Genomic DNA, 14,324 nt, shown 5'->3' with positions numbered 1-14,324 from the left:
CAGCACTGCGAAAGTTCGCATTATAGAGTGACCGCAACTAAAATGATTGCTGAATACCTATGTAAAGGGAAACTTAACAATTCTTGAAAGACACAGGAGTTCAACTTACCCAAAATAATAATCGGGCTAATTTAATCAACCTAACAAAGAATAAAGTCATGACTACATCCTCCCTTTTGCAACACCCGGATACACCCCAGCGCATCTCGCTGGTCGACGCGCTACGGGGCTTTGCCCTCATGGGTTTATTCCTGGTGCATTCCATCGAACTCTTTGAACTCTACTGGCAAAACCCCGTTGAGAGCAAAGTACACGATGTTATTTTCTTTTTATTTGCCGGTAAGGCCTATGCAATATTTGCCATGTTGTTCGGCATTAGCTTTTTTATCATTATGGATAAACAGGCGCAAAAAGGTGTTGACTTCCGTTTACGATTTGCGTGGCGTTTATTAATTTTGTTCGCCTTGGGAACGCTTAATAGCATGGTGTATTCCGGCGAAGTGCTGCAGGTTTTGGCAGGCTACGGTTTCTTTTTGATTCTGCTGTATCGCGTTCCAACTAAATGGCTAATTGCGCTGGCGATTTTATTTTTGCTCACACCAAATCTTATTTATCACTATTGGGCCGCCATGAACAATTTACCGGGCGCCAATGACAAATTGCTCAGCTCGGTTTTGTACGAACATACAGGCGAAATGTGGACAACAGGATCACTCACCGAAGTGCTTGCGTTCAATGTCACCACGGGCTCGCTAGCAAAATGGTTTTTCTTTTTTGATGGTGCTCGCGGCTTCCAACTATTTGGTTTGTTTTTTATAGGCCTTGTCTTGGGGCGCATTGGTTTCCTGGTGCATCCGATTAAATTTACTCACGTTCGCAAAACACTATTTGTATTTGCCATATTAGCTGCGATCGGATTATTCGCGTTGCAACAATATTTGAATACCCCGGCAATTAAAGCGCAATGGCCAACAACGGGTAATGCGAAATGGTTTTTAGATGAAATGGTCAATGGTTACTTCTGCGTAGCCTTTATGACTATTTTAGTCTTGTCATTTATTGCCATTTATTTGAAACCTCTTGGTCAAAAAGTTCTCGATGTGCTCGCACCCGTTGGCCGTATGAGCTTAACGATTTATGTTAGCCAAAGCCTGTGCAGTGTTCCTTTTTTCTACGGCTATGGCTTGCACATGTACGACAAGCTTTCGCAAGCGCAAGCACTTATGATCGGGATGGCATTTTTTAGCCTGCAAGTATTGTTTGCGCACTGGTGGTTAAAACGCTTCCATTACGGCCCTCTAGAGTGGGTGTGGAGAGCAGCAACTTATTTAACGACCAATGTTCCGTTTGTAAAACGCTAATCAAGAAAATAAAAGGGGCGCACAAGGCGCCCTTTTTATTGCTCAGCAATCGGTGTTCCCTTAACGGATTTGTTCACTCTTATCGACATAATTTTGCACAATCACGCTGCCAATCATATCGCCTTGCACATTCACCGCTGTGCGCACCGTATCCAATAAGCGGTCAATAGGTAATAAAATTGCAATAGCTTCAACCGGTAGCCCAACAGCTTGTAGCACTAATACCATGGTCACCATACCTGCACTTGGCAAGCCTGGCGCTCCTATAGATGCAACCATAGCCGTAAAAAATACCACCAACTGTTGTGAAAGATTTAAATCAATTCCCGCCAAATTCGCTACAAACAATGCGGCAGCGGCTTCATATAAAGCGGTACCATCCATATTCAAAGTTGCGCCCAAAGGAACCACAAAACCGGCAACATCTTTGCGCACGTTTAAATTTTTCTCAGTACAGCGCAAGGTAACCGGAAGTGTTGCATTACTGGAGCTGGTGGCGAAAGCTGTTATAAGAGCTTCGCGAGCACCACGCCAAAACCAGAAGGGTGATTTTTTTGTCACTAAAAATAGCAGCAATGGAAGAACAACTACGCCATGAAATAATGTTGCTCCCGTAACAATCACTACAAATTTTGTAAGGGTTGCGAGTAACTCGACATTTTGCGTGGCAGCCAACTTCAGCAAAAGTGCGCACACACCGAGCGGGGCTATATACATAATCCAACCGATGATGCGCATCATTACATCCAGGAACTCCTGGAATAAATTCAATATATTGCGGTAACGCTCGCCTCCCATTACCAAAGCAACGCCGAGAAATAGTGCAAAAACCACCACGCCCATAACATCGCCTTTTGCCAAAGCGGAAAAAGGGTTTTGGAAAATGTTATGTAAAAAGTGAACAAAGAATTCGGATGTCGTCATTTTAAGGGGCTGGAAATTCCCCATGGCATCATGGAACATCGCAAGGTGCATTCCTTCACCAGGACGAAATAAATTCATCACCACCAAACCCAACAGCATCGCCAAACTCGTGGAAGTAGCAAAAAAGATTAAGGTGGTTGTCCAGACTTTATGGATATTTTTATGTGCTTGTAAATTTGCAACGCCAACTACCAAAGTGGTAAACACCAAAGGTATTAATACCATTTTTAGTAAATCAACAAAGAAGTTGGCGACCAATGTACTGGCGTAGAGCACGCCGTTTTGGATTTCGCCTGCTCCACCAAATTGATTGAGTAAACTACCTACCACTAATCCGACAAACGCGCCTATAAAAATTTGCTGATTTAAACTCGGCATAAAATTCTCTGCTATAGATACCCCATGCGGCGATGTTTATCCTCCACCACCCGGTAATCATTTTTAAATAATTCCAATTCGCGCGCGGCGCGATCAGCATTGAGCGATAGATTGCGGATGTCCTGCTCTAACTCGTCAATACGGCGCATTTTGTAGCGGCGATCATTTTCATCACGACTGTTCACTATCTCGTATTTCAAGCGTGATATTTCGTTGTAATAGCTATCAATTTGTGAATTGTTGCCATTGATTTCATTGAGCATGCGATTCATGTTTTGTTGAATCCTGTAGAGCTCCTGGCCATCACGGTAAGCGCGCAAAAACTTTGGTTCCAACTCCACCGGACAAATGCCATTGTAAGCAGCGCCATCCCTGCCCTCGCTGTAGCCTTTTTCCGGCACGCAATATAAGCGCGCGCCCTTGGCGTGCCCTTCGCGGTACTCCTTCATATCGGGAGTTATTTTTATACGTGCACAAGCCTTGCCATGTTCAATAACGCGATCCAGCGGAAAGCCTTTGGTAGCGTCTTCAACACCTTTTATATACCAATCCGCTTGCTTACACTCTTCTTTACTCATAGTCGCACAGCCGGATAAAAGCACGAGCATGCAAACTATCCCGATATATTTATTATTCATTTGCCATCACCTTTAGGGCCAAGATCACTAAAAAACACGGTTGGTTCAATGTCGCCATATTAACAGTTCTACAACTGAATTAAGCCGGGTGCGCATTTCTCAACATTTGCATGCCAAAATAAAACATTCCCCTACATATTTATAGCAACTGAATTTAACCGCAAGATTCAGGATGTTGCCATTGCTGAAACAGGCTAAAGTAAGCCATGCATTCACTACCAGCTGTAGAAACTATGACTACATCAAGCAGTAAAAATGGCACCACCACTATTGTGGATTCGCGCTGGGCAGCAGTAATGGCGCGCGATAACCAGGCTGATGGCAGCTTTGTGTATGCGGTAAAAACCACGGGTATTTTTTGCTTGCCAAGCTGCCCCTCACGTCATGCAAAATTCCAAAATGTTTTATTTTTTTCCAACAACAAAGAAGCCATAGAGGCAGGGTTTCGCCCCTGCCAGCGCTGCAAGCCAGACCAACAGTCGTTCCACAAACAACAACAGCAAATGATCGTGGACCTTTGCCGCTTTATAGTGAGCGGAGAGCTAGAGCCAAGCCTTGCAGACTTAAGTGAACGCGCGGGCCTCAGCCCCTATCATTTACATAAATTATTTAAACGCATCACAGGTGTCACACCAAAAGCATATGCTCGCGTCAATAGAATAGCGCGCATGCGCAAATCACTCACACCAAACACTAGAGTTACCGATGCGCTCTTTACAGCAGGTTACAATTCCAACAGTAGCTTTTATGCAGAATCCAAACAATTATTGGGCATGAATCCTAAACAATATAAAGCCGGCGGATTGGCCACCGAAATTTATTTTGCGCTTGGCGAATGCTCTTTGGGTTCGGTTTTGGTCGCACAAAGTGAACGTGGCATTTGTGCAATTGCCTTGGGCGATGATCCCGATGTTTTGCTACAGGAGCTGCAAACACAATTTGCACATGCAAGATTAATTGGCGGCGATAAAAATTACGAAGCTACAGTTGCGCAAGTGATAGGATTTATTGAACAACCCCGTGCAAATTTTGATTTACCTTTGGACATTCGCGGAACTGTCTTCCAACAAAAAGTATGGCAAGCCCTGCAAAAAATTGCGCCCGGCCAAACACTCAGCTATAGCGAATTAGCTATGCTTATAGGCTCACCTAAAGCATCACGAGCAGTGGCTAGTGCTTGTGCAGCTAATGTATTAGCCGTAGCAATTCCCTGTCACCGCATAGTGCGCAACAATGGCGACCTATCCGGTTATCGCTGGGGTGTAGAGCGCAAGCGTAAATTATTGGAACTTGAGCGCCCATCATGAACCATGCTTTCAGCATAAAAATTCCACACAATTATCGCTGCGCCGATTTTCTTGCGTTTCACCAACGCGATTCGCAAATGATTGCCGAACAAGTACAGAACAAAAGTTTGATTAAGGGAATTATGTGGCAAGGCCAGCCGGCAAAATTGCAAATCAACTTCCAGAAAAATCGTGCTGACATTAAGTTGAATACAACCAACACACTAAATTTTGAGCTGGAAAAATTTCAAGCCAGCATAGAGCGTATGTTGGGCTTACAGCAAAATGTTAAAGAATTTGAAGCAAAATTTTCAGACCACCCACGACTTGGATTGCTGATTAAGAAAAATCCGGGTTTGCGTGTCGCAGTAACCTCCACACCTTACGAAGCTATAGCCTGGGCAATCATTGGTCAACAAATTAGCTTAAGCGCGGCTATTAGCATTCGTCGCCGATTTATTAAGCTTGCCGGAATACAACAGGCGTCTGGCTTGTGGTGCTACCCCGATGAATACTGCGTAATAAACATAACTGAAGAACAACTTCGATCCGCAGGTTTTTCAAAGGCCAAAGCCAACACAATATTAATGTTAAGCAATCATCTTGTTGCGCAGAAGATAGATTTAAACAATCTAAAGCCGAACACAGAATCCGTTGCTCAATTATCCGATCAACTTATGCAAATACGCGGCATAGGCCCTTGGACCATCAATTATGCTTTACTGCGCGGCCTCGGCTGGCTTGATGGATCACTACACGGCGATGTCGCCGTGCGAAGAAGCTTGCAAACTTTATTAGGTGCGAACGATAAAATCTCAGAAAAGGAAACTCAACAATGGCTGCTGGATTTTTCGCCCTGGCGCGCTCTAGTTGCAGCGCACTTATGGGAAATGCATAAACAGAATTAAATATCCCCGCGACCCAATGGGCAACGGGGATATAATTGCATAATTAGGTCTTGATTATGCGACTTGCGTCTCTACCTTGCCCGACAAGCGTCTCAATCTTTCCAACGCTGTTTCACCTGCAGTTTCTGGTTCTGCTACCGATTTACGGATTGCATCCAGCTCTGCTTGTTGATCCCGCGGTTTTTGATTGATATCTGCAATAATTTTTAAACCTTCGGCATCGTTTGCTACTTTTTGTGCACGACGAGTCAAAGCATCCAGCGCTGACGATTTCGTTTTTAAACCACCCAATTCTGACAATTGCTGTTGACGTGAAGCGCGCAGCTCTTGCAAATCGCGTTGTGCGTGGGCAGCAGCGAGCGACTTTAACGCCTTTTTCGCTTGAGCGTCAAACTCGGCCAATTGTTGCGAAAGCGCATCAACTATTTTTTGCAACTCATTCATATATTCCTGAGCGTCGGCTTCCTCTTGCTGCTCAATAGGCAAGCGAGCTTTGTTAGCTTCCAACTCATCGCAAAACAGGTTTACTGTTGCTTCTGTAATCGCCCCGCTTTGCAAACGGGTAGCGAGCACATCAAACGCTTTTTCATCGTTTTCGATAAGTGTGCGTAGCTTTGCTACATCCTGGCGCTCTTTTTCAAAAGAACTACGCGCTGCTGCTAATTTTTGTGCGGTTTGGCGCAAAGTATCGGCCAAATTATCGCGATCTGCTTCGGTGGCGGTTTCGGGGTCGAAGTTAGCTATGGCTTCGGAAATTTTATCGCCCAAAACACCAAAATGTTTTGAGATTAAACGTGCTGTTAAATTCCAACCTTTTAAATTACTCATGATCAATTCCTCGAAATAAATTTATGTGCTTAAACTAATGAAATTCACTATTGAATGACTAAGCGCTCAAGCTCTACAGGAATGCCCACCATAAAATCCACGTGAATCTCACGCTGGCTGGCATCGCCGTTTTTGCTTTTTACTAATTCAGTTGTAATGAATAAATATTCGGTATGTCCTTTCACCTCCCGCTTATATGGCATAAAGTAAATTTCCTGTTGCAATCCCTGCTGCCCTTTGGCGTCATCCAAACGCACCTCTGAACCTGTGAAGGGCACGATAAATTCCTGATCTATATCGCCAGCATCGCGGCTGTAATCAATCGTTTCATCGCCGCCAAAAATCACTTGCAAATCAGATTCTACGTAACCCAGCTCTTCCAACTGAAAACGCCACAAGCTATAGCGCTTATCGCCCAGACCGTAGCCCGCCAAGCCCATAAATATTTGTTGGTCTTCATCGGTTTCCGGAATCAAACGCGTCAGCTGTGTGCAATAAATTGCTTCACTTACCTGCCCCAACTCATCGACATATACTTGTAGAAAAATTTCTTTTTCGTTTGTGTCACCCGTTTGCAGATAGTAGCGATACAAACTTCCAGATAAATTTAACTTCACTCGGCTAATCGCTTTAACTACGCTCTGCGCGTCAGTCGGCATATCGATTAAAGAGCCTTCTGATACAGCGCGAATAAATGGCGATTTTTGCAAACGAATAAATCCACCTATACGCGCGCCCAAAGGCAAATCTTCATCTTGCGCGCTCTCGCCTCCGAAACCGTGCTTTTCTGCGATATCCTTTGCGTAGCTCACTGCACTTTTCCAACTCATGATTAACTCCTTAAGCTATAGTTTGCTGCTTGATGCAAATTGCGGCTGCGAAAATTCATAAATTTTCTCACCAACCAAACCACTCCACTGATCATTGCTATCCACAATGCAAAGCGCAGTAGCTTTACAAAAAAAGATTCTGTTTCAACAACAGGTACATCTTGTGTCGGTTGAATTGCAACTCCATCAGCCGTTGTCGAATTTATTGCGCCAGTATCAGTTCCTGCATTTTGATTCGGCTGTTGCACATGCGCCGTATTTGCATGTTGCTGCGCCAGCGAATTTCCAATCATAAAACCGATCAACCCTGGCAAAAGCCCACTACTTTGCTGCCCACTGTTATGCTGTGGCGCCGGTTGGTAACGCGTCGGTTGCGAATTTGTTGCACCACCGGCAACTGCATTTGGCTTTTGCGTTGTTGCATTTTGGTTACCACTTCTAAACCAACCGCTTTCACTGTTGGTTGCGTTATTCATTCCGTTCGCATTTGTTTTGGTGCGTGCATCCGCTGTTTTTAACGCGTTGGACTGCGCAGCCGTTGCACTCAAATCTTTACTCATTTGCGACTGAGGAACATTCGCAACTTTTTGGTCAAGCTTGGGATTCGAAGCCCCAAAAGAACCGAACGCCGTATTTTTCGCTTGCGTGTTTGTTGGAGGCGCCTGATACGTAGAAGGAGCCGGTTTTGGCGCGGCACGCTTCTGTGACGAAAAGCCGGTTTTGAATGATCCGCTGCGGCCTTTAGCTTCGGCGACACTAACAAAACTCATGCATACAACTAACGCATAAACAAATAATTTGATTGTTTTCATTTACTCCTCCTCATGGTTAAAAAAATCCGTTCAATCCCTGATACAAATCCGTTGCAGATTCGCTACAATTCCCCAATCGCAATCTGTTGACGCAGCATAAGTCGCAGTTGCTTCAGTCGCATCGGTAAAAAACAGGAATAATCACCATGACGCGCCGCTACTCAGATATGAACCAACACGACGCTCTCTATAAAATTGCCCGCGCTTATCCCGGCGGCATTGAAGCGCTTGCGCAAAACCTGAACATGTCTGCCAATGTGTTGCGCAATAAATTAGCGCCGGGCATTGCATCGCATTACCCGTCGTTTGAAGAAGTGTCGAACATTATTAGCTTGTGCCAGGAGGCAGGGGTGAAGGATGCAACCTTGCCATTGCATGCGCTTATGGCTCGTCACGGTATGGCGGCGTTTTTGGTTCCTGAGCCCTCTAAAATCAGCAATGACGATTTGTCACAAATCGTTTGCAAGGTGATGAGCCAGGTGGGAGATGTTGCTGAAGCTGTTTCTGAAGCATTAATGGATGGTGTTATTACCGAGCGCGAAGCAGATTTAATCGAGCGTGAATTCCAGGGCGCGCTGGCGGCTTTGGGTGAATGGCGGGCCAGAATCCATTTGCATCGCGAGCAGTCTTAACCATCCTTGGCTAACTCTGAAATAACACTTATTTAAACAATAAAGTCGTAGATGATGCAGGATGATTTTTCGCATCTTCTGCGATTGTTTCTTCAGCTTTTGGCATAAGAGCAGCTACTTGCGCTTGCTCTTCCGCCGTCAGCAATTTATAACCGCGCGGCTTTCCAGCATCTAAATAACTCCAACCGTAGCCCCAGCGATAAGGCGTTAGCCAGAGAGGGCTGCCGCCCGTGCTCACAAAAAAATACATGTAATTGGCCATGCCATCGCCTGCCAACTTCGCAATGCAAGCCTGCAAATCTTTATCGGCCTGCACGCGCAACTGCTGCGAACCACCCTGCCAATAAGCTATATCGTGTGCGACACAACAATGACGCCATAAATAGGGAGCCTTGGGCGGACCATCAATCCAGACAGAGCAACCATCGGTAGTGAATGGCTTTAAGGTGTCTTTTAAAGTCCCGCCCGGTTGGGCGAGGCTTGGTTGCGCACAAATCAACGCCAAGATAAGGCTAAAGGGTGCTATTGCGTAGGAAATACGCATTAATTCATTTCTCCCGACTTTTATATTGGGTGTATTAGGCGGGCATTGTACAATAGCCGCCACATTTTTAAGGCGGCCTTTTTTATGACGAACGACCAAAAAACAACGCATTTCGGATTTGAGCAAGTAGCCGTTGAGAAAAAAGCTGAGCGCGTTGCGGATGTATTCCATTCGGTAGCCGCCAAATACGATTTGATGAACGACTTGATGTCAGCCGGCATTCACCGTTTGTGGAAGCGTTTTACCATTGAAGCTTCCGGCGTTCGTGCTGGCCATAAAGTGTTGGACATTGCTGGCGGTACCGGTGACTTAAGTTATCAATTTTCAAAATTGGTGGGCAAAGATGGTCAGGTGATTCTCGCGGACATTAATGCCTCAATGCTCAATGTTGGTCGTGATCGTTTGATAGACCGTGGCGTAGCTGGCAATTTGCAATTTGCCCAAGCCGATGCGCAGTATCTACCTTTCCCCGATAATACTTTTGACTGCATTACTATTGCGTTTGGTTTGCGCAACGTAACCGACAAGGATTTGGCTTTGCGCTCCATGTTGCGAGTACTCAAGCCCGGTGGCCGTTTATTGGTACTGGAATTTTCAAAACCACAGCACACAGCCTTGGAAAAAGTTTACGACACCTACTCATTTAAATTGCTGCCGCTAATGGGCAAGCTCATTACCAATGACGCCGATAGTTATCGCTATTTAGCCGAATCCATCCGTATGCATCCCGATCAGGAAACCTTGAAAGGCATGATGCGAGACGCAGGCTTTGTGAATACAGAATTCAGCAACATGACCGGCGGTATTGTCGCGCTTCATAAAGGCATAAAGCCCTAAGGAATTTGCGTATGGACCCAATGCTTAGCACTGCGGCAATTGCCAGCGCTGAAAAAATTATTAATTCAGCGCTCGCTTATGATCCAGCCTCGCGCATTGCGCTCGAACAACTGGCACCGCAGGTGTTGGCCATACAATTCATCTCGCCCGATTTCAAATTATTTGTGCTACCCACTCAAGATGGCGTTAATTTGCGCGGCCATTACGAAGGCGAGATCACCACGCAATTGCAAGGCACAATACCGGCATTAATCAGCCTGGCAAAAAGCGCCAGACTGAATTTAAAAGATACAGGTGTTCAGATATTTGGCAGCACTCATTTTCTCGCAGAACTACAAAGAATATTAAAAAATCTTGAGATTGACTGGGAAGAAATGCTGAGCCAGGTTTTCGGCGATATTGTGGGCCACCAAAGTGCAGAATTAATTCGCGGGAAAATGTCGTGGGCGAAAGATCGCGCAGCTAATATCCAACGACTGACGAGCGAGTTTCTCACTGAAGAATTGCGCATATTACCCAATCAACCGGAGTTGGCTTTTTTTAACGCACAAGTTGACGAATTACGATTAGGTGCAGATCGCGTAGCTGCGCGCATTGAGCAAATCCTCGCACGCATAGAGCGCCAAGGCGCCCAATAGGAATTTATTTGTGACCGTTTTTTTTCGCTTCCTAACCATTATCCGCATCTTCTCGCGTTATCGATTGGATGAACTCATTCCCAAACAGCATCTGCCCTTACGCGCCAGGTTGCTGTTATCTCCGTGCGCACTTTTCCCCGCCGCCAGATTAAGTCGTGGTGAAAGGCTACGCCGCGCTTGCGAGGAGCTGGGGCCCATTTTTGTAAAATTCGGCCAGTTACTTTCCACCCGCCCGGATTTAGTGCCCGACGATATAGTTGCAGAATTAAATTATTTACAAGACAGTGTGGCTCCTTTCCCCAACGACGAATTCCGCAGCATTGTGGAAAGCGCTTTGGGCGCATCAGTTGACGACATCTTTAACGACTACGATCACGAGCCATTGGCCTCAGCATCTGTAGCGCAAGTCCACACTGCCACTTTAAAAAATGGCAAAGCGGTAGTGATTAAAGCTATTCGACCTAATATTGAAAATATCATCGCGCAAGATGTTGCACTTTTACTAAAGCTCGCACAACTTTTGGAAAAATACAGTACTGATGGTCGCCGTTTGCGCCCCGTTGAAATTGTAGAAGATTACCGCAACACCATTTTCGATGAATTAAACCTGCAAAAAGAAGCGGCTAACGCATCACAGCTGCGTCGTAATTTCGCCAACTCGTCGTTACTCTATGTTCCGGAAGTTTATTGGGAATACACACGCAGCAATGTCATGGTAATGGAACGTATTCACGGCATTCCCGTTACCAATATTGATGAACTTAAAGCGCAAAATACCAATATGAAAAGATTGGCCGAGCGCGGAGTAGAAATATTTTTTACGCAAGTGTTTGATCACAACTTCTTCCATGCTGATATGCACCCCGGGAATATTTTTGTTTCGCGCGAGCATCCGGAACTCCCACAATACATGGCTGTTGATATGGCGATTGTGGGTTCGCTTACCCGCGAAAACCAATATTATTTAGCGCGCAATTTGCTCGCCATGTTCCGCCGTGATTATCGTCAGGTCGCCGAGCTTCACGTACAAAGCGGCTGGGTTCCCGCACATGTCAGGGTAGATGAATTTGAATCCGCCATTCGCACCGTATGCGAACCGATTTTTGAAAAGCCATTAAAAGATATTTCCTTCGGCCACGTCTTATTGAATTTATTTCGGACTGCACGCCGCTTTGATATGGAAGTGCAACCACAACTTGTCTTATTGCAAAAAACACTTCTTAACATTGAAGGCCTGGGGCGCCAGCTGTACCCCGATCTGGATTTATGGACAACTGCGCACCCTTTCCTGGAGCGCTGGTTGAAAAAGCGTTTTCACCCCAAAACATTGTGGAGCGAACTCAAGCGTTACGGCCCAGACTGGATGGAAAAATTTCCACAAGTGCCACAGCTCATTTTTAACGGCTTGCAACAACTGCAAAATATCGGTCAGCTCGCACCAGAATTACATAAGGCCGCACAGCAATTGCAAAAGCGCACTGCACAATCCACACGCCGCTATTGGGTAGCAGGCAGTTTATTAGTAGCCGCAATTGCGCTGGCGCATCCGGTAATTTACGAAGCGGTTGGCACCTATCTCCATCACCTCAATTTCACTGCCACCAGTATTATTCTTATCGGATTGGGAATAGCCGCTCTGATTAAAAAGTCATAAAAAAACTATTTTTATGATTCCACATTCGTTTCTCTCAAAAAGAAACGCCTGAAGTAACAAACCCTACAATTTCTCAGGCGTCTCAAAGCGAGCAATAGTGCAATTTAGCTAGCCTCTGTTATTATCAAACCGCATTCATAGGCTACACTTTGTAAGCTCTTCTCAAATGTGGCCCATAGAAAATAACGATGGAATGAGGCTGGTTATGCTTGCGAGTTCACGGATACTGCTGGTTGACGATACCCCAGAAAATCTGGATGTGCTAAGCGCAATCCTGGAAGATCTTGAGTGCCAACTTATTGTTGCCACCAACGGCGAGCGCGCTATAGAACTCGCCCAAAAACAATCCCCCGATTTAATTTTGCTCGATGTCATGATGCCGGGCATGAATGGCTTTGAAGTTTGCAATCTATTAAAAGCAAATTCAGCCACCGCTGAAATTCCCATTATTTTTGTCACCGCCCGCACCGACGATATCAGTATTGGATTTTCTGTAGGCGGTAATGATTATATTTCAAAACCTATTAATGCCGATGAGGTGCGTGCGCGTGTGCGCCATCAACTTGAGCGCAGACTTTTACTAAACGAGTTGCAAACCCTCAACAAGGAACTCGAACAAAAGGTACGCGAACGCACAGCAGACTTAACGATTGTAAACCGCCAGCTGCGTGAAGAAATTAATGAACGTCGCTACATGCAAGATCGCTTGAGCTATTTAGCCACCCACGATTTTGTCACGCGTTTGCACAATCGCAATTCATTAGAAGCTTATGTTTGTGGCTTGCTAGCAAGAGTTCAAACCGCGAGCATTAAAGCTTCGTTTCTATTAATTGATATAGATCGCTTTCGGGTAATTAACGAAAGCTGTGGTTGCATTGCAGGCGACGAACTTTTGCGTCAATTTTCTGATTCTATTGCGGGCCTGCTTTCACGCGACGATTTTTTTGCGCGCATTGGCAGTGATAAATTCGCCATTGTCACGCATAAGTCTAACGTCGATAACAGCAGCGAACTGGCAGAGCTAATACTGCAGCACATTAAAAACTTTAAATTTGTTTGGGAAGAACGCGAATTCAGGCTAGTAGCATCCATTGCATTGGTGCCGCTGAACCGGGAAATTGTCAGCTTTGACCAGGTTATGCTCATGGCTGACGAAGTTCTCTTTCTCGCCAAACGTGAGGGCCGTGGATTAATTCGCACCTACAACGAAGCCACCAAGCGCTCCAGTGATGACAAAGAAAACGTTAATTGGGCGCAGCGCCTGGTGGATGCCAATCACAACAAACATTTCCGCGCACATTTTCAACTGATCGAAGACTTTATACCTGATAACACCAAGCCGAAAAAGATTCGCATTGAAACGCTTATTCGCATGTGGGATCCAATTCAGGAGCGCTTGATTCCACCGGGTGAATTTATTGGCCCGGCCGAACGTTTGCATTTAATCCCCGAGCTGGACAAATGGATGATTGAAGAAGTATTTCATTTACTGACCCAACATAAAGATCTGCTCACGGGTATTGAATCTGTATCCATGAATCTCTCTGCGCTGTCGTTGCGTGAGCCACATTTTGCCGATCACATTATTCATTTAATAGATTTATACAAAATCCCACCATCCTTAATTAATTTTGAAATAACTGAAACCGAAGCCATCACCAATCTGGAAGTTGCTAACGAATTTATGCAGCGCTTGCATAAGTTAGGTTGCTACTTTTCTTTAGATGATTTCGGTAGCGGGTTTGCCTCCTATGCTTATTTACATAAGTTGGCTTTCGATACTTTAAAGATCGATGGCATTTTTGTACGTGACATGGACCGCGAACCCAATCACTACGCGATGGTAAAAGCCATTGTAGAGATGGCGCATTCACTTGAAAAAGAAGTGGTTGCTGAATTTGTCGAAACGGCTGAAGTAGTAGAACTATTGAAAAAACTCAATGTTAAATGGGGACAGGGATTTTTGTACCATAAACCAGAAGCATTGAGTTATGAAGCTCTGCTTAGCCATTTGAAGAGCTAGTTTTTGATAAATTACAGATCCGATAAGGGCA

Annotated in this window: 14 protein-coding genes; 8 read left to right on the top strand and 6 right to left on the bottom strand. The window is 45.2% G+C overall.

What is annotated here, in order from left to right:
- The first annotated feature begins 158 nt into the window (after positions 1–158).
- Positions 159–1,361: a DUF418 domain-containing protein gene (locus IE104_RS17565; RefSeq protein WP_189420954.1), complete on the top strand. Its 1,203-nt coding sequence runs from the start codon at positions 159–161 to the stop codon at positions 1,359–1,361.
- Between the two features lie 60 nt (positions 1,362–1,421).
- On the opposite strand, the gene IE104_RS17560 is transcribed toward IE104_RS17565, so the two are convergent.
- Both IE104_RS17560 and IE104_RS17555 read right to left on the bottom strand, forming a co-directional pair.
- Entirely contained in the window at positions 1,422–2,663 is a 1,242-nt protein-coding gene (locus IE104_RS17560) for a dicarboxylate/amino acid:cation symporter (RefSeq protein WP_189420952.1), read from the bottom strand.
- A gap of 11 nt (positions 2,664–2,674) precedes the next feature.
- Complete coding sequence (locus IE104_RS17555) at positions 2,675–3,301, bottom strand: DUF2799 domain-containing protein (RefSeq protein ID WP_189420950.1); 627 nt, start codon at positions 3,299–3,301, stop codon at positions 2,675–2,677.
- A gap of 206 nt (positions 3,302–3,507) precedes the next feature.
- Between IE104_RS17555 and ada the strand changes: the two genes are divergently transcribed.
- Together ada and IE104_RS17545 are read left to right on the top strand one after the other, a co-directional pair.
- Positions 3,508–4,608, top strand: coding sequence for a bifunctional DNA-binding transcriptional regulator/O6-methylguanine-DNA methyltransferase Ada (gene ada, locus IE104_RS17550; RefSeq protein WP_229838081.1), 1,101 nt, complete (start codon positions 3,508–3,510; stop codon positions 4,606–4,608).
- Positions 4,605–5,495 carry a DNA-3-methyladenine glycosylase family protein gene (locus IE104_RS17545; RefSeq protein ID WP_189420948.1) on the top strand — a complete coding sequence of 297 codons (891 nt, stop codon included), beginning with the start codon at positions 4,605–4,607 and terminating at the stop codon, positions 5,493–5,495. Before ada ends, IE104_RS17545 begins: the two co-directional genes overlap by 4 nt.
- 54 nt (positions 5,496–5,549) lie before the next feature.
- Here the strand turns inward: IE104_RS17545 and IE104_RS17540 are convergent, their stop codons facing one another.
- Genes IE104_RS17540 through IE104_RS17530 form a run of 3 tightly spaced genes read right to left on the bottom strand, consistent with a single transcriptional unit; the run spans position 5,550 to position 7,965 of the window.
- The gene (locus IE104_RS17540; RefSeq protein WP_189420938.1) at positions 5,550–6,323 is read right to left on the bottom strand and encodes a coiled-coil domain-containing protein; all 774 of its coding nucleotides are present in this window, start codon (positions 6,321–6,323) and stop codon (positions 5,550–5,552) included.
- A 47-nt stretch (positions 6,324–6,370) separates the two neighbouring features.
- Positions 6,371–7,153, bottom strand: a complete 783-nt coding sequence (locus tag IE104_RS17535) for a DUF2491 family protein (RefSeq protein ID WP_189420936.1) — start codon at positions 7,151–7,153, stop codon at positions 6,371–6,373.
- 2 nt (positions 7,154–7,155) lie between these two features.
- Positions 7,156–7,965 carry a hypothetical protein gene (locus IE104_RS17530; RefSeq protein WP_189420934.1) on the bottom strand — a complete coding sequence of 270 codons (810 nt, stop codon included), beginning with the start codon at positions 7,963–7,965 and terminating at the stop codon, positions 7,156–7,158.
- Between the two features lie 146 nt (positions 7,966–8,111).
- On the opposite strand from IE104_RS17530, the gene IE104_RS17525 reads away from it, so the two are divergent.
- The gene (locus IE104_RS17525) at positions 8,112–8,597 is read left to right on the top strand and encodes a phage regulatory CII family protein (protein WP_189420932.1); all 486 of its coding nucleotides are present in this window, start codon (positions 8,112–8,114) and stop codon (positions 8,595–8,597) included.
- A gap of 28 nt (positions 8,598–8,625) precedes the next feature.
- Here IE104_RS17525 and IE104_RS17520 read toward each other — a convergent pair whose 3' ends face one another.
- A complete protein-coding gene (locus IE104_RS17520) occupies positions 8,626–9,141 on the bottom strand; it encodes a helicase (RefSeq protein WP_189420930.1) in 516 nt (171 codons plus the stop codon).
- An 84-nt stretch (positions 9,142–9,225) separates the two neighbouring features.
- On the opposite strand from IE104_RS17520, the gene ubiE reads away from it, so the two are divergent.
- The 4 genes from ubiE to IE104_RS17500 all read left to right on the top strand — a co-directional run bounded on the left by ubiE (position 9,226) and on the right by IE104_RS17500 (position 14,293).
- Positions 9,226–9,978 (top strand): bifunctional demethylmenaquinone methyltransferase/2-methoxy-6-polyprenyl-1,4-benzoquinol methylase UbiE, encoded by a 753-nt coding sequence (gene ubiE, locus IE104_RS17515; RefSeq protein ID WP_189420928.1) that lies wholly within the window; start codon positions 9,226–9,228, stop codon positions 9,976–9,978.
- Positions 9,979–9,989: 11 nt separating this feature from the next.
- Positions 9,990–10,616, top strand: coding sequence for a ubiquinone biosynthesis accessory factor UbiJ (locus tag IE104_RS17510; protein WP_189420926.1), 627 nt, complete (start codon positions 9,990–9,992; stop codon positions 10,614–10,616).
- Between the two features lie 10 nt (positions 10,617–10,626).
- Positions 10,627–12,270, top strand: coding sequence for a ubiquinone biosynthesis regulatory protein kinase UbiB (ubiB, locus tag IE104_RS17505; RefSeq protein ID WP_189420924.1), 1,644 nt, complete (start codon positions 10,627–10,629; stop codon positions 12,268–12,270).
- Between the two features lie 205 nt (positions 12,271–12,475).
- Entirely contained in the window at positions 12,476–14,293 is a 1,818-nt protein-coding gene (locus IE104_RS17500) for a putative bifunctional diguanylate cyclase/phosphodiesterase (protein ID WP_189420923.1), read from the top strand.
- Positions 14,294–14,324: the final 31 nt, after the last annotated feature.

The organism is Cellvibrio zantedeschiae (genome assembly GCF_014652535.1).
Taxonomy (GTDB): Bacteria; Pseudomonadota; Gammaproteobacteria; order Pseudomonadales; family Cellvibrionaceae; genus Cellvibrio; species Cellvibrio zantedeschiae.
Note: the sequence above shows the minus strand (reverse complement) of the source record. Positions and strands in the feature narration are given on the sequence as shown.

Coding starts and splice junctions, on each gene's coding strand:
- IE104_RS17565 (WP_189420954.1), top strand. CDS start 159: ATGACTACATCCTCCCTTTTGCAACACCCGGATACACCCCAGCGCATC.
- IE104_RS17560 (WP_189420952.1), bottom strand. CDS start 2,663: ATGCCGAGTTTAAATCAGCAAATTTTTATAGGCGCGTTTGTCGGATTA.
- IE104_RS17555 (WP_189420950.1), bottom strand. CDS start 3,301: ATGAATAATAAATATATCGGGATAGTTTGCATGCTCGTGCTTTTATCC.
- ada (WP_229838081.1), top strand. CDS start 3,508: ATGCATTCACTACCAGCTGTAGAAACTATGACTACATCAAGCAGTAAA.
- IE104_RS17545 (WP_189420948.1), top strand. CDS start 4,605: ATGAACCATGCTTTCAGCATAAAAATTCCACACAATTATCGCTGCGCC.
- IE104_RS17540 (WP_189420938.1), bottom strand. CDS start 6,323: ATGAGTAATTTAAAAGGTTGGAATTTAACAGCACGTTTAATCTCAAAA.
- IE104_RS17535 (WP_189420936.1), bottom strand. CDS start 7,153: ATGAGTTGGAAAAGTGCAGTGAGCTACGCAAAGGATATCGCAGAAAAG.
- IE104_RS17530 (WP_189420934.1), bottom strand. CDS start 7,965: ATGAAAACAATCAAATTATTTGTTTATGCGTTAGTTGTATGCATGAGT.
- IE104_RS17525 (WP_189420932.1), top strand. CDS start 8,112: ATGACGCGCCGCTACTCAGATATGAACCAACACGACGCTCTCTATAAA.
- IE104_RS17520 (WP_189420930.1), bottom strand. CDS start 9,141: ATGCGTATTTCCTACGCAATAGCACCCTTTAGCCTTATCTTGGCGTTG.
- ubiE (WP_189420928.1), top strand. CDS start 9,226: ATGACGAACGACCAAAAAACAACGCATTTCGGATTTGAGCAAGTAGCC.
- IE104_RS17510 (WP_189420926.1), top strand. CDS start 9,990: ATGGACCCAATGCTTAGCACTGCGGCAATTGCCAGCGCTGAAAAAATT.
- IE104_RS17500 (WP_189420923.1), top strand. CDS start 12,476: ATGCTTGCGAGTTCACGGATACTGCTGGTTGACGATACCCCAGAAAAT.